The sequence below is a fragment of the Streptomyces sp. NPDC046805 genome, from assembly GCF_040645355.1.
Classification (GTDB): Bacteria; Actinomycetota; Actinomycetes; order Streptomycetales; family Streptomycetaceae; genus Streptomyces.
Map to the genome: position 1 here is coordinate 250,554 of NZ_JBEYYC010000003.1, position 21,487 is coordinate 272,040.

At 70.9% G+C, this 21,487-nt stretch carries 20 protein-coding genes and 1 pseudogene; 16 read left to right on the plus strand and 5 right to left on the minus strand.

What is annotated here, in order from left to right; genetic code table 11:
- The first annotated feature begins 4 nt into the window (after positions 1-4).
- The 4 genes from dnaJ (at position 5) to ABZ910_RS05705 (ending at position 4,313) form a co-directional block, all read left to right on the plus strand.
- Positions 5-1,174, plus strand: a complete 1,170-nt coding sequence (dnaJ, locus tag ABZ910_RS05690) for a molecular chaperone DnaJ (RefSeq protein WP_361359716.1) — start codon at positions 5-7, stop codon at positions 1,172-1,174.
- A 5-nt stretch (positions 1,175-1,179) separates the two neighbouring features.
- Entirely contained in the window at positions 1,180-1,632 is a 453-nt protein-coding gene (locus tag ABZ910_RS05695; RefSeq protein ID WP_361359719.1) for a helix-turn-helix domain-containing protein, read from the plus strand.
- Between the two features lie 308 nt (positions 1,633-1,940).
- Complete coding sequence (locus ABZ910_RS05700; protein WP_361359722.1) at positions 1,941-3,047, plus strand: substrate-binding domain-containing protein; 1,107 nt, start codon at positions 1,941-1,943, stop codon at positions 3,045-3,047.
- A gap of 171 nt (positions 3,048-3,218) precedes the next feature.
- Positions 3,219-4,313, plus strand: coding sequence for a helix-turn-helix transcriptional regulator (locus tag ABZ910_RS05705; RefSeq protein ID WP_361359725.1), 1,095 nt, complete (start codon positions 3,219-3,221; stop codon positions 4,311-4,313).
- On the opposite strand, the pseudogene ABZ910_RS05710 reads toward ABZ910_RS05705, so the two are convergent.
- Positions 4,264-4,569 (minus strand): annotated as a pseudogene (locus ABZ910_RS05710) (helix-turn-helix transcriptional regulator); the annotation flags it as partial. The gene ABZ910_RS05705 and the pseudogene ABZ910_RS05710 overlap by 50 nt on opposite strands.
- Positions 4,570-4,662: 93 nt before the next feature.
- Positions 4,663-5,673: a helix-turn-helix transcriptional regulator gene (locus tag ABZ910_RS05715; protein WP_361359728.1), complete on the minus strand. Its 1,011-nt coding sequence runs from the start codon at positions 5,671-5,673 to the stop codon at positions 4,663-4,665.
- Between the two features lie 314 nt (positions 5,674-5,987).
- Between ABZ910_RS05715 and ABZ910_RS05720 the strand changes: the two genes are divergently transcribed.
- Complete coding sequence (locus tag ABZ910_RS05720; RefSeq protein ID WP_361359731.1) at positions 5,988-6,323, plus strand: hypothetical protein; 336 nt, start codon at positions 5,988-5,990, stop codon at positions 6,321-6,323.
- Positions 6,324-6,473: 150 nt separating this feature from the next.
- Here the strand turns inward: ABZ910_RS05720 and ABZ910_RS05725 are convergent, their stop codons facing one another.
- Positions 6,474-6,896: a TIGR03618 family F420-dependent PPOX class oxidoreductase gene (locus ABZ910_RS05725; RefSeq protein ID WP_361359734.1), complete on the minus strand. Its 423-nt coding sequence runs from the start codon at positions 6,894-6,896 to the stop codon at positions 6,474-6,476.
- A 133-nt stretch (positions 6,897-7,029) separates the two neighbouring features.
- Between ABZ910_RS05725 and clpB the strand changes: the two genes are divergently transcribed.
- Positions 7,030-9,627 carry an ATP-dependent chaperone ClpB gene (gene clpB, locus ABZ910_RS05730; protein ID WP_361359737.1) on the plus strand — a complete coding sequence of 866 codons (2,598 nt, stop codon included), beginning with the start codon at positions 7,030-7,032 and terminating at the stop codon, positions 9,625-9,627.
- 186 nt (positions 9,628-9,813) lie between these two features.
- Positions 9,814-10,347: a YbjN domain-containing protein gene (locus ABZ910_RS05735; protein ID WP_361359740.1), complete on the plus strand. Its 534-nt coding sequence runs from the start codon at positions 9,814-9,816 to the stop codon at positions 10,345-10,347.
- Positions 10,348-10,356: 9 nt separating this feature from the next.
- Here the strand turns inward: ABZ910_RS05735 and ABZ910_RS05740 are convergent, their stop codons facing one another.
- Positions 10,357-11,487, minus strand: a complete 1,131-nt coding sequence (locus ABZ910_RS05740) for a hypothetical protein (RefSeq protein ID WP_361359978.1) — start codon at positions 11,485-11,487, stop codon at positions 10,357-10,359.
- A gap of 134 nt (positions 11,488-11,621) precedes the next feature.
- Positions 11,622-12,824 (minus strand): pyridoxal phosphate-dependent aminotransferase, encoded by a 1,203-nt coding sequence (locus ABZ910_RS05745; protein WP_361359743.1) that lies wholly within the window; start codon positions 12,822-12,824, stop codon positions 11,622-11,624.
- A gap of 127 nt (positions 12,825-12,951) precedes the next feature.
- Here ABZ910_RS05745 and ABZ910_RS05750 point away from each other — a divergent pair, with 127 nt between their 5' ends.
- The 9 genes from ABZ910_RS05750 (at position 12,952) to ABZ910_RS05790 (ending at position 21,471) form a co-directional block, all read left to right on the plus strand.
- On the plus strand, positions 12,952-13,260 hold the full coding sequence (locus ABZ910_RS05750) for a hypothetical protein (protein WP_361359746.1): 309 nt from the start codon (positions 12,952-12,954) through the stop codon (positions 13,258-13,260).
- 368 nt (positions 13,261-13,628) lie between these two features.
- Complete coding sequence (locus tag ABZ910_RS05755; protein ID WP_361359748.1) at positions 13,629-14,150, plus strand: DUF2617 family protein; 522 nt, start codon at positions 13,629-13,631, stop codon at positions 14,148-14,150.
- A 155-nt stretch (positions 14,151-14,305) separates the two neighbouring features.
- The gene (locus ABZ910_RS05760) at positions 14,306-15,946 is read left to right on the plus strand and encodes a polyamine aminopropyltransferase (protein ID WP_361359751.1); all 1,641 of its coding nucleotides are present in this window, start codon (positions 14,306-14,308) and stop codon (positions 15,944-15,946) included.
- A gap of 60 nt (positions 15,947-16,006) precedes the next feature.
- Entirely contained in the window at positions 16,007-16,828 is an 822-nt protein-coding gene (locus tag ABZ910_RS05765) for an SRPBCC domain-containing protein (RefSeq protein ID WP_361359754.1), read from the plus strand.
- A gap of 67 nt (positions 16,829-16,895) precedes the next feature.
- Entirely contained in the window at positions 16,896-17,693 is a 798-nt protein-coding gene (locus tag ABZ910_RS05770) for an aldose 1-epimerase (protein ID WP_361359757.1), read from the plus strand.
- A gap of 10 nt (positions 17,694-17,703) precedes the next feature.
- Complete coding sequence (pyrE, locus tag ABZ910_RS05775) at positions 17,704-18,252, plus strand: orotate phosphoribosyltransferase (RefSeq protein ID WP_361359760.1); 549 nt, start codon at positions 17,704-17,706, stop codon at positions 18,250-18,252.
- Between the two features lie 145 nt (positions 18,253-18,397).
- Positions 18,398-19,429 carry a class II fructose-bisphosphate aldolase gene (gene fbaA / locus ABZ910_RS05780; RefSeq protein ID WP_361359763.1) on the plus strand — a complete coding sequence of 344 codons (1,032 nt, stop codon included), beginning with the start codon at positions 18,398-18,400 and terminating at the stop codon, positions 19,427-19,429.
- Between the two features lie 101 nt (positions 19,430-19,530).
- Entirely contained in the window at positions 19,531-21,045 is a 1,515-nt protein-coding gene (locus ABZ910_RS05785) for an MFS transporter (RefSeq protein ID WP_361359766.1), read from the plus strand.
- Between the two features lie 12 nt (positions 21,046-21,057).
- Positions 21,058-21,471: a DUF3151 domain-containing protein gene (locus ABZ910_RS05790; RefSeq protein ID WP_361359769.1), complete on the plus strand. Its 414-nt coding sequence runs from the start codon at positions 21,058-21,060 to the stop codon at positions 21,469-21,471.
- The last annotated feature ends 16 nt before the right edge of the window (positions 21,472-21,487 follow it).

Sequence of the window (21,487 nt, forward strand, 5' to 3'; positions counted from 1 at the left end):
GAGGATGAGCACCAAGGACTTCATCGAGAAGGACTTCTACAAGGTCCTCGGCGTCCCCAAGGACGCCACCGAGGCCGAGATCAAGAAGGCGTACCGGAAGCTCGCCCGCGAGAACCACCCGGACGCCAACAAGGGCAACGTCAAGGCCGAGGAGCGCTTCAAGGAGATCTCCGAGGCGAACGACGTCCTCGGCGACCCCAAGAAGCGCAAGGAGTACGACGAGGCGCGCGCCCTCTTCGGCAACGGCGGGTTCCGCCCGGGGCCGGGCGCGGGCGGCGGCGGCTTCAACTTCGACCTGGGCGACCTCTTCGGAGGCGCGGAAGCCCAGGGCGGAGGCTTCGGCGGCGGCCTCGGTGACGTCTTCGGGGGCCTGTTCAACCGGGGAGGCGGCGCGGGTACGCGGACGCAGCCCCGGCGCGGCCAGGACATCGAGTCCGAGGTCACGCTGAGCTTCACGGAGGCCATCGAGGGCGCCACGGTCCCGCTGCGGATGTCCTCGCAGTCGCCGTGCAAGGCCTGCTCCGGCACCGGCGACAAGAACGGCACGCCGCGCGTGTGCCCGACCTGCGTCGGCACCGGCCAGGTGGCACGGGGCTCGGGCGGAGGCTTCTCCCTCACCGACCCCTGTCCCGACTGCAAGGGCCGCGGTCTGATCGCCGAGCATCCCTGCCCGGAGTGCAAGGGCAGCGGCCGCGCCAAGTCGTCCCGGACCATGCAGGTCCGTATCCCCGCGGGGGTGACGGACGGGCAGCGGATCCGGCTGCGCGGCAAGGGCGCGCCCGGCGAGCGGGGCGGCCCGGCGGGCGACCTCTACGTCGTCGTGCACGTCGGCGCGCACCCGGTGTTCGGCCGCAAGGACGACAACCTCACCGTCACCGTCCCGGTGACGTTCGCCGAGGCGGCTCTCGGCGGCGAGGTCCGTGTCCCGACCCTCGGCGGCCCCGCGGTCACTCTCAAGCTGCCCGCGGGCACGCCCAACGGCCGCACCATGCGGGCGCGGGGCAAGGGCGCGGTGCGCAAGGACGGTACCCGCGGCGACCTTCTGGTCACCGTCGAGGTGAGCGTGCCCAAGGACCTCTCGGGGAAGGCTCGTGATGCGCTTGAGGCGTACCGCGAGGCGACCGCCGGTGAGGACCCGCGGGCGGAGCTGTTCGAGGCCGCGAAGGGAGCTTGAGAGTGATGGACGGCCGTCGACGTAACCCGTATGAACTGACCGAGGAGACCCCGGTCTACGTCATCTCGGTGGCGGCCCAGCTCTCCGGCCTGCACCCGCAGACGCTGCGCCAGTACGACCGGCTGGGCCTGGTCTCCCCCGACCGCACCGCCGGCCGGGGGCGGCGCTACTCGGCCCGTGACATCGAACTGCTCCGCCAGGTGCAGGCGTTGTCGCAGGACGAGGGCATCAACCTGGCCGGGATCAAGCGCATCATCGAACTGGAGAACCAGGTCGCCGCCCTCCAGTCCCGCGTGGCGGAGCTGGAGTCGGCCCTGGACGGCGCGGCGGCCGCCATGCAGCAGCGCGAGGCCGCCGTCCACGCCTCGTACCGACGCGACCTGGTTCCGTACCAGGAGGTCCAGCAGACCAGCGCGCTGGTGGTGTGGCGGCCGAAGCGGCAGCAGTCCTCGGACTGAGCGGCGCACCCATGTGAGCGGGGCCGGGAGGTGATCCTCCCGGCCCCGTTTCGTGTTCCCGGGACGGGAGTTGAGGGGGAGTCGGCAGGCCGGCTCTTTGCCCCCTCGTGAACGCCCCTTTGGTGAGGGGACCGTAAAGGGCGTTTGGAGGAGCTTGTACTCAACCTTCACAGGCCTGCGGAGTGTGGTGTTGCGGACTCGTTAAGTAGTTTCCCTTGACGCCAGGTGTTCATGCCGCGTTGGCTTTTCAGTCACCTGGACCGCAATGAAGCGTCCACGTCCCTTACGCACCTGAAGTGAGCCTCCAAATGCGTCGTATCGCCATATCTGTGGCAGCATCCACGATGATCCTTTCGCTCGCCGGCTGTGGCGTACTGGACGCGGCGGGGGGCGCGAGCGACGCGGGCCCCACCAAGGGCGACGACATCACGGTGGGTCTGCTCCTGCCGGAGACGGCGAACACGCGGTACGCGAGATTCGACTACCCCATCATCAGAGACAAGGTCGCCGAACTCACCGCGAAGCGGGGCAAGGTGGAGTACGCCAACGCCGATGCGAGCGCGGCCACGCAGGCCCGGCAGATGCAGAAGATGATCGACCGGCGGGTCGACGTCATCCTGGTCGACGCGGTCGACTCGCACGCCATCGCGGGCTCGGTGCAGAAGGCCAAGGACGCGGGCATCCCGGTCATCGCCTACGACCGGCTGGCCGAGGGTCCCATCGACGCGTACATCTCCTTCGACAACGAACTCGTCGGCGAGGTCCAGGGCCGCTCGCTGCTGGACGCGCTGGGCTCGGAGAGCGGCCTCCACGACCGGATCGTCATGATGAACGGCTCGCTCACCGACCCGAACGCCAAGCAGTTCAAGCAGGGCGCGCTGTCCGAGCTGAACGGCAAGGTGACCATCGCGGCCAGGTACGACACCAAGGACTGGAAGCCGGAGAACGCCGCGGCCAACATGACCCAGGCGATCAACCAGATCGGCAAGGCCAACATCGCCGGCGTCTACGCCGCCAACGACGGCATGGCGGGCGGCGTCATCAAGGCCCTCAAGGCCGCCGGCGTGACCCACCTGCCGCCGATCACCGGCCAGGACGCCGAACTGGACGCGGTGCAGCGGATCGTCACCGGCGAGCAGTACATGAGCGTCTACAAGTCCTACCCGGACGAGGCTCAGTCCGCCGCCGAGATGGCCGTCGCCAAGGTCCAGGGCAAGGACATCCAGTTCGACGCGCTGACCCAGGACAAGGTGAACAGCCCCACGAACAAGGGCATCCCGGCGCAGCTCGTGCAGGTGTCGGCCCTGACGAAGCACAACATCAAGGACACCGTCGTCGCGGACGGCATCTACAAGGTCTCCGACATCTGCACCCCCAGGTACCGGGCGGCCTGCGCGATGATCGGCCTCAAGTAACCCGCGCGACAGCCCGGTACGGAGCCGGAACGAGATGGGAGAGGAGGTGGGCAAGCGGTCGAAACCGGTGCGCTCCGGAAGACGCGGCGTGGAGAGCCGTGTTGCGGAGGCCGGTCGGGCCGCGCATAGTTGCGCTGCGGAAGTGGCAGCACACCGGGGGTGAAATGGTCGATGACCGGGCGCGCGACTCAGGAGCATCCACACGGCGCCGATCGGCTGTGCGGTGCGGCAGACCGCGTGTACTCCCGCGCCGTACGCAGGGGACGCGTGCCGCGCACGGACGCCGAGCCGGTGCCCTGCCTGCTGGAACTGGCCCTGCTGCACCCGGACCCCGACGACATGGACTGGCTGGTGCCGACCTCGCCGCAGGAGGTCATGACCCGGTTGCTGCGCGGCGTGTACGACGAAGTCCGCGACAGCCAGCGGCGGGTGGGAACGGCGGTGGCCGCCTTCGAGTGGTACGCCGGTCTGGGCCGGCAGCTGCAGTCCTCGGCGCCCGCCGCGGCCGAGGGCAGCGCGATCCGCGTCCTGGACGGGCTGTCCCGTATCCAGGCCGCGATGGACGAGGCGACCGAGGCGTGCACGAGCGAGGTGCTGACCGTGCAGCCCGGCGGCATCCGGCGCGAGGCCGAGCTCACCGAGGGGCTGCCCCGCGCGCTGGCGCTGCGCGCCCGGGGCGTGCGCATGCGCGACCTGTACACGCACGTGGCCCGGCACGGCCAAGGTCTGCTCAACTACCTGGAGTTGATGGGTGACGCGGTCGAGGCCCGCACCCTGGACGAGGTGATCGACCGGCTGATCCTCTTCGACCGCACGGTGGCCTTCGTCCCCGCCAACGACGACCACACGATGGCCCTGGAACTACGCCACCCGGCCCTGGTCGCCTACCTGGTGACCGTCTTCGAGCGCCTGTGGCGCCTGGCGCTCCCCCTGACCGCGCCGCTCCCCGACACCGGCATCGAGGGCATCTCCCACCGCGAGCAGTCCATCGCGGCCCTGCTGGCGGAGGGCCACCAGGACGCGGTGATCGCGGAACGCCTCGGCATCAGCGTCCGTACGTGCCGCGCCCACATCGCCCGCCTGTCGGAGACCCTCGGAGCGGCGAGCCGTACCCAACTGGGCGTGCGGATAGCCCAGGTGGGGCTGGACGGGCCCGCGCACACGGACGGTACGGGAGACACGAGCGACACGGGCGACCGGGGCGGGATGGCCGCGGTCAGCTTTCCGGATCAGGTTTCCGGTCCAGGATTCCCGAGCGTGCGATGAGATAGCCGAGCTGGGCACGGCTCTCACTGCCGAGGGTGTCGGCGAGCTTGGCGATGTGGACGCGGGCGGTACGCACGTTCATCCCGAGACGCTCCGCTATGACGGCGTCGGTATGGCCTTCGACGAGGAGGGAGGCGATGGCGTGTTGGCGGGGGGTGATGCCGTTGAGGTCGGGGGGCTCCACGGCCTCGGCGTACATGGGGGTGGCAAGGCGCCAGAGCCGGTCGAAGGTTTTGACGAAGTACTTGAGCAGGGCTTGTTCGTACAGCTTCGTCCCCGCGGCACACAGTTCCTCGACGCTGTGCTCCGGGTGCGGTATCGAGTTCACGGTGGTGCCTCCCCCCGGCGGTTAGTGGTGGCGGTGCTGTACCCGGACCGAGGAGTGCTGGTTCAGGATTCCCGACTGGGCGATGAGATAGCCGAGTTGGGCCCGGCTGCCGCTGCCCAGGATTTGTGCCAGCTTGGCTATGTGGGCGCGGCAGGTGCGTACGTTCATGCCCAGGCGGCGCGCAATCGCCTCGTCTACGTGGCCCTCCACCAGGAGCTTGGCGATGGAGTGCTGGATCTCGGTGATGCCGTCGGGGGTGGCCTCGTAGGGCCCGTTCATGTTCAGCGGGACGGCGCGGCTCCACATGAACTCGAAGACTTTGGTCAGATAGCGAACCAGGCCGGCCTGGCGCAGTTCCAGCGCCACCTGCTGGTCGTCGCGTATAGGGATGAACGCGACGGTCTCGTCGCAGATGATGAGGCGCTCCACAAGCTCGTCGATGGTGCGGTACTCCACCTTGCCGTCGGCGAGGTCGGCGGCATAGGCCAGTTTTTCCGGGTTGTAGCGGGCGGTGTGCTGGTACAGGGTGCGGACCTTCACGCCGCGTTCGATCAGCGGTCTGTCGCGCTCCAGCCCTCGCAGCACGCTCCGGTCGGAGATGCGATCGTTCGGCTGTACCGTGCGTACCTCCGTCTGGCACTCCTCCGTGGCCAGGTTGAGTGCCGCATTGATCCGATCGCTGCCCTCGAGGATGGTGATCGAGTCGCTGGTTGCCAAGACCTGTGCACTGAGAGTCATGAACGGCTCAAAGGCATCGGCGAGTTGGATCGACAGCCGTCGACGTTCGGTTATCTCGCGCTCAATCGGGCTGAGCCGCTGCGCCAGAGCGACCGCCGGGGGGACCGGACGCAGCCAGTTCGGGTCGTCGGGGTCCGGGTGGAGCAGGGCGAGTTCCATCAAGCAGGGTGCGGTCGCGGTGTCCGCGCGTGCGACGCGTCCTGTGCGCAGCGCCACGGTGTAGATGCGGCCACCTTCTTCGCACAGCTCCGTCACCGCGTGGGGGTGTGCCGCTTTCGTGTGATTCGTTGTCATACTTCCACCCCCCAGGGTCCTGAACATGCAGGAACATGATGCATCGATTGTGTGGCCATGACGTGCCTGAATGAGCCATCGTCATACCTGGCGGGGGAAAGGGGACCTTCAAGTGAGGACGAAGCTGACTATGAGCAGGAAATTGCTTCGCTCGGTGCTTGTCGCCGCCTTCTCCGTTGCCGTGGCCATTGGTGCATTGTCGAGCTTCTCGCACGTGAGGGAGGACGCTCGGGCAAACACCAGCTGGCCGTCGGTGTCCATGTCTATCGATGCCGATGCGGTGGCAGCCGGCACAGCAGGAGTTGTGAGCTGACGTGACCACTCCCCCCGACGACCGATCCTTCCGCCGCGAGATGGCCACCGCCTACCGCTCCGGCTGGCACTTCATCGACCTGGTCACCGCCATCCCCCACAGTGGTGACTCGCTGATGGTGACCGTCTTCGGTGAGCCGGTCGTCGTCACGCGGGACGAGGACGACGACGTGCGGGCGTACCGGTGTCTGCGTAAGCCGCGTGGGGCGCCGAAGCCCGTGCGGTGCGCCATCCGGTATGGAATGATCTTTGTGAACCTGGACCAACGGGATCATCTGCTCACGGGAGCGAAGGTCTCGGACTTGAGGACCATCTCGGCCACCCCCCGCAGTGCCTGACGCGATTCCCCCGTCGTAACAGATCGCTCAGGTGCTTCCCCCCGGCAGCGGCGTCACCGTGACCTGAACACGGTGACGCCGCTGCAGTTTTGCCGGGCATCTCCGCGTATCGGCGGCTTCCCATGGTGGCCGAAATCCGCTCTCGCGGGCTCAGGCGCGCCCCATGGCCCGCTCCACCTCGATCTCGATCACCACGCGTGACGGGTTCGGCGAGGGTGTCCGCTCGTAGCGCTCGGCGTAGCGCCGTTCCGCCTCCGCGATCCGGGCCGGGTCGGTCTGGACCCAGGCCCGGCCCTCCAGGGTCGCCCAGCGGCGGCCGTCCACCTGGCAGACGGCGGCGCGGGCGCCCGCCGGGCCGGCCGCCAGGACGTTGGCCGCCTTCGCGCTCGTCTTGTTCGTGATGATCCGGGCCAGTCGCGCCTCGGGGTCGTAGGTCACTCCCACCGGTACGACGTGCGGGCCGCCGTCGGGTCGCAGTGTCGTGAGCGTGCACAGGTGCCGTTCCCGCCAGAAGGCGGCGTACGGCGCATCAGGTGCGCCCGGGTTCACGGCATATCCGGAATGTGTGGTCATGAGCTCGAAACCTAACGCCAAAGGTGTCGCGGGAACGACCTTGAGCGGAGTAGACTCAACTTTGTGAACTTGGGTTGAGTCAGAAATGGCTCAGCGGCAATGGTGTAGTGACGCCGAGGAGGAGAACGGATAAGTGGACGCCGAGTTGACCAACAGGAGCCGGGACGCGATCAACACGGCAAGCAACCGGGCCGTGACCGAGGGGCACCCGGACCTGACCCCCGCTCACCTGCTCCTGTCCCTGCTCCAGGGGCAGGACAACGAGAACATCACCGACCTGCTGGCGGCCGTCGACGCGGACCAGGCCGCCGTACGCTCGGGGGCCGAGCGCGTGCTCGCCGGGCTGCCGAGCGTGACCGGGTCCACGGTCGCGCCGCCGCAGCCCAGCCGGGAGCTGCTCGCCGTCATCGCGGACGCGCAGGCGCGGGCCAAGGAACTCGGTGACGAGTACCTCTCCACCGAGCACCTGCTCATGGGCATCGCCGCGAAGGGCGGCGCGGCCGGCGAGGTGCTCGCGGAGCAGGGGGCCGACGCCGGGAAGTTGCAAGAGGCCTTTCAGAAGGCCAGGGGAGGACGCCGGGTGACCACCGCAGACCCGGAAGGGCAGTACAAGGCCCTCGAGAAGTTCGGTACCGACTTCACCGCCGCCGCGCGGGAGGGCAAGCTCGACCCCGTCATCGGACGGGACCACGAGATCCGGCGCGTGGTGCAGGTGCTCAGCCGCCGTACCAAGAACAACCCGGTGCTCATCGGTGAGCCCGGTGTCGGCAAGACCGCCGTCGTCGAGGGGCTTGCCCAGCGGATCGTCAAGGGCGACGTGCCCGAGTCGCTGAAGGACAAGCGACTCGTCGCGCTCGACCTCGGCGCGATGGTGGCCGGGGCCAAGTACCGCGGTGAGTTCGAGGAGCGGCTGAAGACCGTGCTCGCGGAGATCAAGGACTCCGAGGGGCAGATCATCACCTTCATCGACGAGCTGCACACGGTCGTGGGCGCCGGTGCCGGCGGCGACTCCGCCATGGACGCGGGCAACATGCTCAAGCCGATGCTCGCGCGCGGTGAGCTGCGCATGGTCGGTGCCACGACCCTGGACGAGTACCGCGAGCGGATCGAGAAGGACCCCGCGCTTGAGCGGCGCTTCCAGCAGGTGCTGGTCGCCGAGCCGACGGTCGAGGACACCATCGCGATCCTGCGCGGTCTGAAGGGGCGCTACGAGGCGCACCACAAGGTGCAGATCGCCGACAGCGCGCTGGTGGCGGCCGCGACCCTGTCCGACCGGTACATCACCTCCCGCTTCCTGCCCGACAAGGCCATCGACCTCGTCGACGAGGCCGCGTCCCGGCTGCGTATGGAGATCGACTCGTCCCCCGTCGAGATCGACGAACTCCAGCGCGCCGTCGACCGGTTGAAGATGGAGGAGCTGGCCCTCGACAAGGAGACCGACGCCGCCAGCAAGGAGCGGCTGGAGAAGCTGCGCCGCGACCTCGCCGACCGGGAGGAGGAGCTGCGGGGCCTGACCGCCCGCTGGGAGAAGGAGAAGCAGTCCCTCAACCGGGTCGGTGAGCTGAAGGAGCGGCTCGACGACCTGCGCGGGCAGGCCGAACGCGCTCAGCGCGACGGCGACTTCGACTCCGCCTCCAAGGTGCTCTACGGCGAGATCCCCCAGCTGGAGAAGGAGCTGGAGGCCGCCTCGGAGGCCGAGGAGGAGGCCGCCCGCGACACGATGGTCAAGGACGAGGTCGGCTCGGACGACATCGCCGACGTGGTCGCCTCCTGGACCGGCATCCCAGCCGGCCGCCTGATGGAGGGCGAGACGCAGAAGCTGCTGCGCATGGAGGACGAGCTCGGGCGCCGGCTCATCGGGCAGACCGAGGCCGTACGGGCCGTGAGCGATGCGGTACGGCGGTCGCGCGCCGGGGTCGCCGACCCCGACCGGCCCACCGGATCGTTCCTGTTCCTCGGCCCGACCGGTGTCGGCAAGACCGAACTCGCCAAGGCGCTCGCCGACTTCCTCTTCGACGACGAGCGGGCCATGGTCCGCATCGACATGTCGGAGTACGGCGAGAAGCACAGCGTGGCCCGGCTGGTCGGCGCGCCTCCCGGCTACGTCGGCTACGAGGAGGGCGGCCAGCTGACCGAGGCCGTGCGGCGGCGCCCGTACAGCGTCGTGCTGCTGGACGAGGTGGAGAAGGCGCACCCCGAGGTCTTCGACATCCTCCTGCAGGTCCTGGACGACGGGAGGTTGACGGACGGACAGGGCCGTACGGTCGACTTCCGCAACACGATCCTCGTGCTGACGTCGAACCTGGGCAGCCAGTTCCTCGTCGAGCCGGCGACCAGTGAAGAGGTGAAGAAGGCGCAGGTGCTGGAGGTCGTCCGGACCTCCTTCAAGCCCGAGTTCCTCAACCGACTCGACGATCTGGTGGTCTTCTCGGCCCTGGACAAGGACGAGCTGTCCCGGATCGCGCGGCTCCAGATCGACCGGCTGGCCAAGCGGCTGTCCGAGCGGCGGCTCACCCTGGACGTCACGCCCGAGGCCCTGGCCTGGCTGGCGGAGGAGGGCAACGACCCGGCGTACGGCGCGCGCCCGCTGCGCCGCCTCGTCCAGACGGCCATCGGCGACCGTCTCGCCAGGGAGATCCTCTCCGGCGAGGTCAAGGACGGCGACACGGTCTGCGTGGACGCCGTCGGCGACGGTCTGATCGTCGGGCCGGCGACGGGCAAGACGCTGTAGTCCGGAAGCGGTCCTCACCTGCGTGGCCCCGGGACATCCGTCCCGGGGCCACGCAACTGTGCGGTCGGGGGCGCGCATCGCCGTGGCGGAGGTTGCCGGTCACCGGCCAAGAGAGAGAGGGTGGGACGTATACGTCTGGCCTCAGCGACGGCCGGACGAGCCAGACGATCGTAGGAGTCTCCAAGTATGTCCATCGACCCGTCCTCGATTCCGAACTTCGGGGGCCAGCCCGAGCCCGAGCCCCAAGGACCGACGGGCCCCGTCGTCCCGGATCAGGACCTCGTGAAGCAGCTCCTCGACCAGATGGAGCTCAAGTACGTCGTCGACGAAGAGGGTGACCTCGCGGCGCCGTGGGAGCAGTTCCGTACGTACTTCATGTTCCGCGGGGACGCGGAGCAGGCGGTCTTCTCGGTGCGGACCTTCTACGACCGGCCCCACAAGATCGACGAGAAGCCGCAGCTGCTGGAGTCCATCGACGACTGGAACCGGCGGACCCTGTGGCCCAAGGTGTACACCCACACCCACGACGACGGCACCGTCCGCCTCATCGGTGAGGCCCAGATGCTGATCGGCACGGGCGTCGACCTCAACCACTTCGTCTCCTCCACGGTCAGCTGGGTGCGGGCCGCGATCGAGTTCGACAAGTGGCTCGTCGAGCAGCTCGGCCTCGAGCAGGACGTCGACGAGGCGGACGGCCCCGAGGGCGGCGAGGAGCAGTAGCCCGCCCGCTCACAGCGGCGCGTCGGCGAACACCACGAGGTACGCGCCGTAGCTGAACGAGAGCCCGGCCAGGGCGCAGGCCACCAGAGCCGCGCGCCAGGGCTGGGCTCTCGCCATACGCACCAGGGCCTGGGCCGCGGGGAGCAGCAGCGGGAACGCGGCCAGCAGGAAGCGGGGCTTGCACTGGTGGTAGCTCGAACCGCCGAGGGCCACGAGCAGCAGGACGCCGCTGTAGACGAGCAGGGCGAGCGGCGGGCGGTCGCGCAGGAGCAGCACGAACAGCAGCGCGGCCACTCCCATCAGCACGTAGGCCACGTAGAAGTAGAACCCGTCCCCGTCCGTCAGCAGGTGCTTGGCGAAGTGCAGCGACCCGAGGCCGAGGTCGAAGCGGGAGCCCCAGCCTCCCTGTACCGCGAAGTACCCGCCGAGCAGGTCGCCCTGGCGCCGGCCGACCCACAGCACATAGCCCCACCAGCCCAGGGGCGCGAGCGCGGCGCCCGTCCACAGCCTGGGGGAAACCCGTCCGCGGGCGGCCCGGATCTCCACCGCCGCGACTGCGAGCACCGCCAGCGCCACCGCGAACCCGTTGGGCCGGGACAGCCCGGCCAGCGTGGCCAGCAGGCCCGCCCGCACCCAGTGCCCGGTGAGCACGGCGTACAGCGACCAGGCGGCGAAGGCGGTGAGCAGCGGTTCGGTGTATGCCGTCGACAGGACGACCGAGTGCGGCAGCAGCCCCCACAGCAGCACCAGGGCGCCGCCGACGGCGCGGCCGTGCACCCGGGTGCCGACGGCGTAGATCCCGCAGGCGGCCACGACGGCCGCGACCCATGACAGCGCGAGTGCCGCCGCGCCCGCATCCAGCGGGGCCACGGCGGTGACGGCGCGGATCAGGCCGGGATAGAGCGGGAAGAAGGCGAGGTTGCTGAGGGCGAAGCCGGGCTTGTAGAAGGTGGCGCCATAGCCGTGGATGGCGATTCCCAGGTACCAGAGCGAGTCCCAGGACCGGGCGAGCAGGGTGAGCGGGTGCTTGCCGTCGGCCCGGGCGGCGACGGCGAGCACGGCCACGCCGGCGATCCGGGCCGCGACGAACAGGCCGACCGCCGTGACCGCGGCCGGGATCCGCAGCCGGAGCGGCCGGATCCCGGCGTCGGTGTCCGGTGCAGGCAGGGCAGGGGAGGTTACGGGCGTGCTGACATGGTTCACATGGGCATATTGCGGGACGAGTGGGTCGTACCCGGTGATTATGGGACCGTGCCCCGCGCCGACTAGGCCGCTCAGCCCATCAGGCTCTTCAGACGTGTGGCCGCTTCCTCCAGTACGGCCGTCTGCTTGCAGAAGGCGAAGCGGACGAACGGGGCGCCCTCGTCCCGGTGGTCGTAGAACACCGCGTTCGGGATGGCCACCACCCCGGCCCGCTCGGGCAGGGCCCGGCAGAAGGCGAAGCCGCTCTCGCCGAGGGGGCGGATGTCGGTGGTGATGAAGTACGTGCCCGCGGGCCGGAACACCCTGAAGCCCGCCTCCGCCAGCCCCGACGCCAGCAGGTCGCGCCGGGCCAGCATGTCCGCGCGGAAGGCGGAGAAGTACGTGTCGGGGAGGGACAGCGCCTCGGCCACCGCGTACTGGAACGGCCCCGACGCCACATACGTCAGGAACTGCTTCGCCGAGCGGACCGCCCCGACCAGCTCGGGCGTGGCCGTCACCCAGCCGACCTTCCACCCCGTGAACGAGAAGGTCTTGCCCGCCGACCCGATGGTCACCGTGCGCTCGCGCATCCCGGGGAACGTGGCCAGCGGCAGGTGCTCGGCGTCGTCGAAGACCAGGTGCTCGTACACCTCGTCCGTGACCACCAGCAGATCCCGTTCCACCGCCAGCTCGGCGATCGCGGCCAGCTCCTCGCGGGTGAGGACCGTGCCGGTCGGGTTGTGCGGGGTGTTGATCAGCAGCAGCCGGGTGCGGTCGGTCACCGCCGCGCGCAGCTCGTCGAGGTCGAGGCGGAAGCTCGCGACCCCGTCGGCGTCGATGTGCGGGCGGAGGGTCACCGGTACGCGCCTGCCGCCCGCCATCGCGATGCCGGCGGCGTACGAGTCGTAGTACGGCTCGAAGGCGATCACCTCGTCGCCGGGCTCCAGCAGGGCCAGCAGCGCGGCGGCGATCGCCTCGGTGGCGCCCGCCGTCACCAGCACCTCGGTGTCGGGGTCGTACGGCAGCCCGTAGCGGCGCTGCTGGTGCGCTGCGATCGCGGTGCGCAGCTCGGGGACGCCCGGGCCCGGCGGGTACTGGTTGCCGCGCCCGTCGCGCAGCGCGCGCACGGCCGCCTCCCGGACCTCCTCGGGACCGTCCGTGTCGGGGAAGCCCTGCCCGAGGTTGATCGATCCGGTGCGCAGGGCCAGGGCGGACATCTCGGCGAAGATCGTCGTCCCGAACTCGGCGAGCCGGCGGTTGAGGAGAGGACGTGCGCTGGCGGTCATGCGGGCCATCCTGCGCCCAAGCTCTGGAGTTCCTCAACTCCGCTTTGACAGATGAGACGGGCGGGCATCTGCCGTTCACGCCACGGACGAGGCGCCCACGGGGGGCCGCTTCGGGGGGCGGGAAGAAGGTGACGACATGGGCACCGTGTTGATGCTGATACTGGTGGGGCTCATATGCCTCGGGATCGTCCTGACCGTCGCGAACGTGGTCGGCGCCAAGCGGGCGAGCGGCCGGGGCGGCGGGGTGCGCGGCGGGATCGGCGCAGGAGGCGGCAGCTGGTGGGCCGACGGGGGAGACGGCGGATCGTCGCTCGGCGGGCACCACTCGGGCGGGCACCACTCGGGCGGTCACCACTCCTGCGGCGGCGGTCATTCGTGCGGCGGCTCGTCCTGCGGCGGCGGCGGGTGTGGTGGCGGTGGCGGCGGATGCGGTGGAGGCAGCTGACACAGGGCAGTTGAGCTCCGAGGACACAGGGGGAACCGCAGCCGGGCGCGCCCCGGGCGCCCGCCGGGAACGGATGTCCGGCGGGCGCGTTTGCGCATGAACCCGCGCCCGGCGCACGCCGTGGTTGAACAGTTGAACTGTGGAGCCCTCTGAGGGATGGAAACCCGGCGAAGTTGGGTAAAAACGCTGTGGCGGCGCCACAGTTCATGATTCCCTCTAAATCACCAACGCAGCCCCTTGTTGGACGTCCTGCAGACACCTTCTCCCCGGCTGGGCCGGCCGGGCGGACGCGGCCGATCTCCTGTCGTCGGCCGAGGTGCGCCGGACCCAACTCCCTCTTCTTCTTTGCGTGCTAGCGGAGCCGACCCATGCTCACGACCCTGAAAACCTCCTATACCGATACAAGCGCCGCGGATCTCGCCTGGGCCCTGGGGCGCGAGCCGCTCCCCGCCCTGGCCACGCTCGACCTCGAACTGGCCGGGGCCAAGCTGCAGTTGCGACTGCTCGGCGCGTCCCACCAGGTGCTCCTGGAGGAGGAGCGGGGCGACTGTTCGGAGACGGTGGCGTGCATCCCGGGCTCCAGCACGCCCCTGCCGCTGGGAGTGGCCAAGCGGGTCGGGGACTGGGAGTACGAGTTCGCGGCGCGCGTGGAGCTCCTGACGCCCGGCTCCTTCGCCGCCCGCGCCCAGGAGTTGCTGGCCCTCGTCTCGGACCACCCGCACGGCCTCGCCGGCGTCTTCCCCGGCAGCCCCCACGCCTTCACGGCGATGCTCGCCCAGCGTCAGGAGAGCCAGGTGCACTGGCGCACCTGGCACGCGTACCCGGAGGACGGGCAGTTGGTGGCGACGCGCACGCGGGTCGGGGTGCGGGTGGCGGCTCAGCGCGGCTAGGGCAGGCCCGGGATCGGCAACTCCCGTGGGGCGTACGGGACATGGTGGCAGGTGCGGCTCGGGTGGGGTGAAATAAACGCCCGGCCCGTCAACCACCGGTAGTTCCACACGTGTGGGTGACGAAGCGTGCCCGGTGTGTGACGTAACGTCGCAGCGTGATCGATCCGCACGCCCCCGTCCTCCCGGGTGCCCCGCCGCCCTTGGGCGGTCCCTCGCGGTTGCCCGTCCGAGCGGGGACCGGACGGCTGCTGGTGCTCGCGGTCGCCTTCGTCTGCGCGGCCTGCGGGCTCGTGTACGAACTCGAACTCGTCGCCCTCGCCTCGTACTTGATCGGCGACTCGGTCACCCAGGCCTCCGTGGTGCTCTCCGTCATGGTCTTCGCGATGGGGATCGGCTCCCTCGCCGCGAAGCGGCTGCGCCGGCACGCGGCCGCCGGCTTCGGCGCCCTCGAGGCGGCCCTCGCCCTCATCGGCGGCTGCAGTGCGATGGCGCTGTACGCCGTCTTCGCCTGGACCGGCGGCTGGGGCGGCCTGTGGGCCGACGGCCCCCGCTGGCTCCTCGTCGCCTTCTCCCTCGCCATCGGTCTGCTCATCGGCGCGGAGGTGCCGTTGCTGATGGAGCTGATCCAGCGCGTCCGCCGCCAGGACGCGGGCGGCGCGGTGGCCGACCTGTTCGCGGCGGACTACGTCGGCGCGCTCGTCGGCGGTCTCGCCTTTCCCTTCTTTCTGCTGCCGTTCCTGGGCCAGTTGACCGGCGCGCTGCTCACCGGCACCGTCAACGTCGTGGCCGGCGGCGCCCTCGTCCTCGGCCTGTTCCGGTACGACATGACCCGCCGGGCCCGCTGGCTGCTGCTGGTCGCCAACGTCACCGTGCTCGGCATCCTCGCCTCGGCCGCCGTACTCGTCGGCGACTTCGAGCGGGCCGCACGGCAGGCCGTGTACGGCGACGACGTCCGCGTGGCCCTCCAGACCGACGTCCAGGAGGTCGTCCTCACCGGAGGCACCCGCGGCCGCCCCCTCGACCTGTACCTGGACGGCCGGCTGCGGGTCGGCGGCCACGACGAGCGCCGCTACCACGAGGCGCTCGTCCACCCCGCGATGGCCGGCCCCCACGCGCGCGTGCTGATCCTCGGCGGCGGGGACGGGCTGGCGGCCCGGGAGGTGCTGCGGCACACGGGCGTGCGGCGCGTCGACGTCGTCGAACTCGACGCCGGCCTGGTGAACCTGGCCCGCAGCGACCCGGGACTGGCCGCCCTCAACGGCCATGTGTACGACGACCCGCGCGTCCACGTCACCACGGCGGACGCGTTCCGCTGGCTGCGCGGGGCGAGCTCGTCGGCGTACGACGTGGTGATCGCGGACCTGCCCGACCCGGGCATCACCGCCAGCACGAAGCTGTACTCGCAGGAGTTCTACGGCCTGACCCGCCGCGTGCTGCGGCCGGGCGGGCGGCTGGTGGTGCACGCGGGAGCGGTCTCGACCCGGCCCCGGGTCTTCTGGACGGTGGCGTCGACGCTGCGCGCGGCGGGCCTCGCCGTCGCGCCCTACCGCGTCCCCGGCCAGGACTCCGGCTTCCTCCTCGGGCCCGACCGCTCCGCCGGCGCCTCCCGCACACCCCACGACTGGGGCTTCATCCTGGCCTCGGCAGGCCCGTCCGCACCCCTGCTGCACCTGGATCCGCGCGAGCCGCGGCTGTGCTCGCTGAGCCGGTCGGCCCTCACGGCGGACGCCCGCGCAGTGGCTCGCACACGGTTCGCGGGACTGCCGCCGTCGACGCTGGCGCATCCGCGTTACTGAGCCATCGACGTCGTGTACGAGCGGGTGTGGATCCGCCGCTCCTGGGTAGGCTCAGCGGACATGGAGCACGAGGTTTTCGTTCCGGTTGCGGCCGAGCGGCTGAGGGAGGCGCTCGCCGACCCCGCGCGGGTCGCCCGGGCGGTTCCCGGACTCCAGCAGGACGCCGGGGCCGAACCCGGTACCGGGCGCCTGAAGGTGCGCATCGGCAGCCACTCCATCACCTACCGCGGTTCGTTGCGCGTCTCGGCGCGGAAGGACGGCTCGTACGCCCTCGAGGCCGACGCGGTCGAGGCCCGCGGCACCGGCTCGGTCAAGCTCGCCCTCACCCTCCGCCTCCGTGACACCGAGGACGGCGCCGCGGTCACCGTCGACGGCACGGCCTCCGCCGACGGCCGGATCACGGAACTGCGCCCGGAGTCGGTGACCTCGGCCACGACCCGCCTTCTGCACCGCTTCGTGGAGGCCCTCGCGACGGCACCGGGAGAGACGGAACCGGCGTCGGAGGCCGAGACGGAGACGGAGGCCGCCGCTCGAGGCGACTCCGGGTCCGAGCCCGAGCCGGAAGCCGCGCCCGAAGCGCGCGCCTCCGTCTTCGACACCGAGGTTCCCCCGCCCTCCCTCGACCCCGCGGTCGACGACGGTGTCCCCGAGGGGTTCGCCGCTGCCGCCGAGCCGCCGGCCGAGGCGGCGCACGCGCGGCGGACGATGATCGGCCGCAGCGCGGAGGAGGTGGACCACGCTCCACCGCGCGGGCGCTACGCCCCCGTACCGGCTCCGCAGACCGTCGCCGCGAACACCACCCTCCGCTGGGCGGCGCCGGCCGCCGCGCTCGTGGTGGCGTCGGCGATCGTGGTGGGCCGGGCGCTACGCAGGCGTCACTGACCGCCGATCGGTGCGCGCCGCCCCGTCCGCCGACCGCCCTCTTGATCGGCCCAGTAGGGTCGCTTGCGTGAGTAACGAACACATCACGCTGACCGCGGGCGACGCGGAAGTGCGCGTGGGCCCGGGGAACGGCGGTCGTATCGAAGGGCTCCGGATCGGCGGCCTCGAACTGCTGCGGCAGGGCGAGCGCTTCGGCTGCTTCCCGATGGTCCCCTGGTGCGGCCGGATCCGGGACGGGCGCTTCATGAACGGCGGCACCGTCCACCGGATGCCGCTCAACTCCCCGCCGCACGCCATCCACGGCACGGCCCGCGACGGCGCCTGGCGCACCGCCCGCGTCGGTGACGACGAGGCCGTGATCACGTACGACCTGGTCGAGCCCTGGCCCTACCCCGGCCGCGTCACCCAGGTCGTCCGCCTGGCCGAGGACAGCCTGACGCTGACCATGTCCGTGGAGGCGTACGACTCGTCCTTCCCGGCGCAGATCGGCTGGCACCCGTGGTTCAACCGGAACCTCGGCGGCGAGGACGCCGAGGACGCGCTGCTCGACTTCAGCCCCGCCTGGCAGGAGGAGCGCGGGGAGGACCATCTGCCCACCGGGCGGCGCATCGAGCCGAAGCCCGGTCCCTGGGACGACTGCTTCGGGATGCCCGGCGGTGTCGACGTCACGGTCACCTGGCCGGGGCAGCTGGAGCTGAAGGTGGGAAGCCGCGAGGAGTGGGTGGTCGTGTACGACGAGCAGGACGCCGCCGTGTGCGTCGAGCCGCAGACCGGTCCGCCCAACGGGCTGAACACCCTCCCGCGCCTGGTCACCCCGCTCGAACCGCTGGAGGCCACCACCACCTGGAGCTGGCGCCGCCTCTAAGCTGGGCGGCATGACGGACGTACGCGGCGCGCTGCTGCAGCAGATCAAGGACAAGGCCGTGGTGCACGGCAAGGTGACCCTGTCGTCGGGCAAGGAAGCCGACTACTACGTCGACCTCCGCCGCATCACCCTCGACGGCGAGGCCGCCCCGCTGGTCGGTCAGGTCATGCTCGACCTGACCGACGAGTTCGACTTCGACGCCGTCGGCGGCCTCACCCTCGGCGCCGACCCGGTCGCGACCGCCATGCTGCATGCTTCCGCCGCGCGCGGGAAGGTGCTGGACGCCTTCGTCGTCCGCAAGGCGGGCAAGGCGCACGGCCTGCAGCGCCGTATCGAGGGCGCCGAGGTCAAGGGCCGGCGCGTGCTGGCCGTGGAGGACACCTCGACCACGGGCGGTTCGGTGCTGACCGCGGTCGAGGCGCTGCGCGAGGCCGGCGCGGAGGTCGTCGCGGTGGCCACGATCGTGGACAGGGCGACGGGCGCCGCCGAGGCGATCGCCGAACAGGCCGGGGTTCCCTACGTGTTCGCGTTCTCGAAGGAAGACCTCGGGCTGGACTGACGTACGGGCGCCGCGACCTTCCGGCAGGGGGCTCTGGAGCATCGGCGCATGTCTGGAAAGATGGGGACGACGATGACGTCACCCCCAAGGTCTGGGTCGGGGCCTAGTACGCATATGCCAACCTGCACACTCAAGGAGCGGACAGATGCCCATCGCAACCCCTGAGGTCTACCGCGAGATGCTCGACCGGGCGAAGGCAGGCAGGTTCGCCTACCCGGCCATCAACGTCACCTCCAGCCAGACCCTGAACGCGGCGCTGCGCGGCTTCGCCGAGGCGGAGAGCGACGGCATCATCCAGATCTCGACGGGCGGCGCCGAGTTCCTGGGCGGCCAGTACAGCAAGGACATGGTCACCGGCGCGGTGGCCCTCGCCGAGTTCGCGCACATCGTCGCCGAGAAGTACCCGGTGACGATCGCCCTGCACACGGACCACTGCCCGAAGGACAAGCTGGACGGTTACGTCCGTCCGCTGCTCGCGGTCTCCGAGGAGCGCGTGAAGGCCGGCGGCAACCCGCTCTTCCAGTCCCACATGTGGGACGGCTCCGCCGAGACCCTCGCCGACAACCTCGCCATCGCGCAGGAACTCCTGGCGCGCGCCGACGCCGCCCGGATCGTCCTCGAGGTGGAGATCACCCCGACCGGTGGCGAGGAGGACGGTGTATCCCACGAGATCAACGACTCCCTCTACACGACGGCCGAGGACGCGATCCGTACGGCGGAGGCCCTCGGCCTCGGCGACAAGGGCCGCTACCTGCTCGCCGCGTCCTTCGGCAACGTGCACGGCGTGTACAAGCCGGGCAACGTCGTGCTCCGCCCCGACCTGCTGAAGGAGCTGAACGAGGGCGTCGCCGCCAAGTTCGGCCTGCCGGCGGGCAGCAAGCCGTTCGACTTCGTCTTCCACGGCGGCTCCGGCTCCTCGGAGGAGGAGATCGCGACCGCGCTGGAGAACGGCGTCGTCAAGATGAACATCGACACCGACACGCAGTACGCCTTCACGCGTCCGGTCGCCGACCACATGTTCCGCAACTACGACGGCGTCCTGAAGGTCGACGGCGAGGTCGGCTCCAAGAAGGCCTACGACCCGCGCACCTGGGGCAAGCTCGCCGAGGCGAGCATGGCCCAGCGCGTCGTCGAGGCCGCGCGCAACCTGCGCTCGGCCGGCACGAAGATCAAGTAAGACACTCCCCGGGACGTACTCCCGGAGCGTTTTCCGGTGAGCCCGGCGCGATCGCGCCGGGCTCACTGCGTGCCCGGGGGATCCCCGGTATATCTGGGGGCATGCCCGATGTCCGGCTCGTCTCACGGCAGGGCAAGTGGATCCTGCTCACCACGGTGCTCGGCTCCAGCATGGCCCTGCTGGACTCGACCGTCGTCAACGTCGCGCTGCCCACCATCGGCCGCGACCTCCACGCGAGCCTGGCCGCCCTGCAGTGGATGGTCAACGCGTACATGCTGACGCTGGCCGGGCTGATCCTGCTCGGCGGATCGCTCGGCGACCACTACGGCCGGCGCAAGATCTTCGTGATCGGGGTCGTCTGGTTCGCGGCCGCCTCGCTGCTGTGCGGGCTGGCCCCGACCGACGGTGTGCTGATCGGCGCCCGCGCGCTGCAGGGCATCGGCGGCGCGCTGCTGACCCCGGGCTCCCTCGCCCTGATCCAGGCGTCCTTCCATCCGGACGACCGGGCCAAGGCCGTCGGGCTGTGGTCGGGGTTCGGGGGCGTCGGGGCCGCCGTCGGCCCGTTCCTGGGCGGCTGGCTGGTGGACGGCCCGGGCTGGCGCTGGGTGTTCCTGCTCAACGTCCCGCTGGCCCTCCTCTGCGCGCCCATCGCCCTGCGCCACGTCCCCGAGTCCTCGGACCCCTACAGCCGCGGCCGCTTCGACGTGCTGGGCGCGGTGCTGGGCGCCCTGGCGCTCGCCCTGGTGACGTACGCGCTGATCGAGGCCCGCAGCGGCTCGGTCGCCGTACCGGTCACGGCGGTGGCCGGGGTCCTGGCGGGCGTCGCCTTCGTGTACGTCGAGAAGCACCGCCCCCACCCGATGATGCCGCTCGACATCTTCGCCTCCCGCCAGTTCACGGCGGTCAACCTCGTCACCCTCTGCGTCTACGCGGCCTTCGGCGGCTTCTTCTTCCTCACCGCGCTCCAGCTCCAGGTCTTCGCCGGGTACTCGGCCCTCCAGGCCGGGACGGCCCTGCTGCCGACGACCGTGATGATGCTGCTGTTCTCGGCCCGCTCGGGCGCCCTGGCCTCCCGCATCGGCCCCCGGATCCCGCTCACCGTCGGCCCGCTGCTGTGCGCGGGCGGGATGCTGCTCATGCTGCGGGTGGGACAGCACGCGAACTATCTCGCCGACGTGCTGCCCGCCCTGGTGGTGATGGGCGCGGGCATGGTCACGCTGGTGGCGCCGCTGACCGCCACCGTCCTCGCCTCCGTGGACACCGCGCAGGCGGGCCTGGCCAGCGGCATCAACAACGCGGCCGCCCGCGCCGCCGGCCTGATCGCGGTGGCCGCGCTGCCGCTGCTGACCGGGATGGGCCCGGAGGCCTACCGCTCGGCCGTCGCCTTCGACGCCGCGTTCGACCGGGCCATGCCGATCTGCGCGGGCGTGCTGGTGGCCGGGTCCGTGCTGGCCTTCGCGACGGTGCGTCGCCTGGCGCCCGGCTGCCGCCGTCCGGAGTGCCGCACCCACGGCAGCCTGACGACGCCCCCGCTGGAGGGGGAACCGGCCCGGCCCGGACGTGCGGGTGTGGGCGGGGCCGGCACCGGTGAGTCCGACGGCGGCGGCCCCCGGTGACAGACTGAACGCATGACCCTTCACGAAAACCTCCTCGGGGGGCCGCCCCCGACCCACCTGCCCGACGACCCGGGGCCGCGCGAGCTCCTCGCGAACGGCACGGCGCCCGCCGAGGTCGCCGCCCAGCACCCGACCTCCTCGCTCGCCTGGGCCCAGCTGGCCGACGACGCGTTCGAGCGGGGCTCGGTCGTCGAGTCGTACGCCTACGCCCGCACGGGCTACCACCGGGGCCTGGACGCCCTGCGCCGCAACGGCTGGAAGGGCCACGGACCGGTGCCGTGGGAGCACGAGCCCAACCGCGGCTTCCTGCGCGCCCTGCACGCCCTCGCCCGCGCCGCGCAGGCGATCGGCGAGCAGGAGGAGTACGAGCGCTGCTCGCAGTTCCTGAAGGACTCCTCGCCGTCGGCGGCCCAGACCTTGGGCTGACCGGGCGCACGCGGTG

What these genes read in the sequence shown, in the direction of transcription:
- dnaJ (WP_361359716.1), top strand. Translation starts at nt 5, where the DNA reads ATGAGCACCAAGGACTTCATCGAGAAGGACTTCTACAAGGTCCTCGGC.
- ABZ910_RS05695 (WP_361359719.1), top strand. Translation starts at nt 1,180, where the DNA reads ATGGACGGCCGTCGACGTAACCCGTATGAACTGACCGAGGAGACCCCG.
- ABZ910_RS05700 (WP_361359722.1), top strand. Translation starts at nt 1,941, where the DNA reads ATGCGTCGTATCGCCATATCTGTGGCAGCATCCACGATGATCCTTTCG.
- ABZ910_RS05705 (WP_361359725.1), top strand. Translation starts at nt 3,219, where the DNA reads ATGACCGGGCGCGCGACTCAGGAGCATCCACACGGCGCCGATCGGCTG.
- ABZ910_RS05715 (WP_361359728.1), bottom strand. Translation starts at nt 5,673, where the DNA reads ATGACAACGAATCACACGAAAGCGGCACACCCCCACGCGGTGACGGAG.
- ABZ910_RS05725 (WP_361359734.1), bottom strand. Translation starts at nt 6,896, where the DNA reads ATGACCACACATTCCGGATATGCCGTGAACCCGGGCGCACCTGATGCG.
- ABZ910_RS05735 (WP_361359740.1), top strand. Translation starts at nt 9,814, where the DNA reads ATGTCCATCGACCCGTCCTCGATTCCGAACTTCGGGGGCCAGCCCGAG.
- ABZ910_RS05745 (WP_361359743.1), bottom strand. Translation starts at nt 12,824, where the DNA reads ATGGCCCGCATGACCGCCAGCGCACGTCCTCTCCTCAACCGCCGGCTC.
- ABZ910_RS05750 (WP_361359746.1), top strand. Translation starts at nt 12,952, where the DNA reads ATGGGCACCGTGTTGATGCTGATACTGGTGGGGCTCATATGCCTCGGG.
- ABZ910_RS05755 (WP_361359748.1), top strand. Translation starts at nt 13,629, where the DNA reads ATGCTCACGACCCTGAAAACCTCCTATACCGATACAAGCGCCGCGGAT.
- ABZ910_RS05765 (WP_361359754.1), top strand. Translation starts at nt 16,007, where the DNA reads ATGGAGCACGAGGTTTTCGTTCCGGTTGCGGCCGAGCGGCTGAGGGAG.
- pyrE (WP_361359760.1), top strand. Translation starts at nt 17,704, where the DNA reads ATGACGGACGTACGCGGCGCGCTGCTGCAGCAGATCAAGGACAAGGCC.
- fbaA (WP_361359763.1), top strand. Translation starts at nt 18,398, where the DNA reads ATGCCCATCGCAACCCCTGAGGTCTACCGCGAGATGCTCGACCGGGCG.
- ABZ910_RS05785 (WP_361359766.1), top strand. Translation starts at nt 19,531, where the DNA reads ATGCCCGATGTCCGGCTCGTCTCACGGCAGGGCAAGTGGATCCTGCTC.
- ABZ910_RS05790 (WP_361359769.1), top strand. Translation starts at nt 21,058, where the DNA reads ATGACCCTTCACGAAAACCTCCTCGGGGGGCCGCCCCCGACCCACCTG.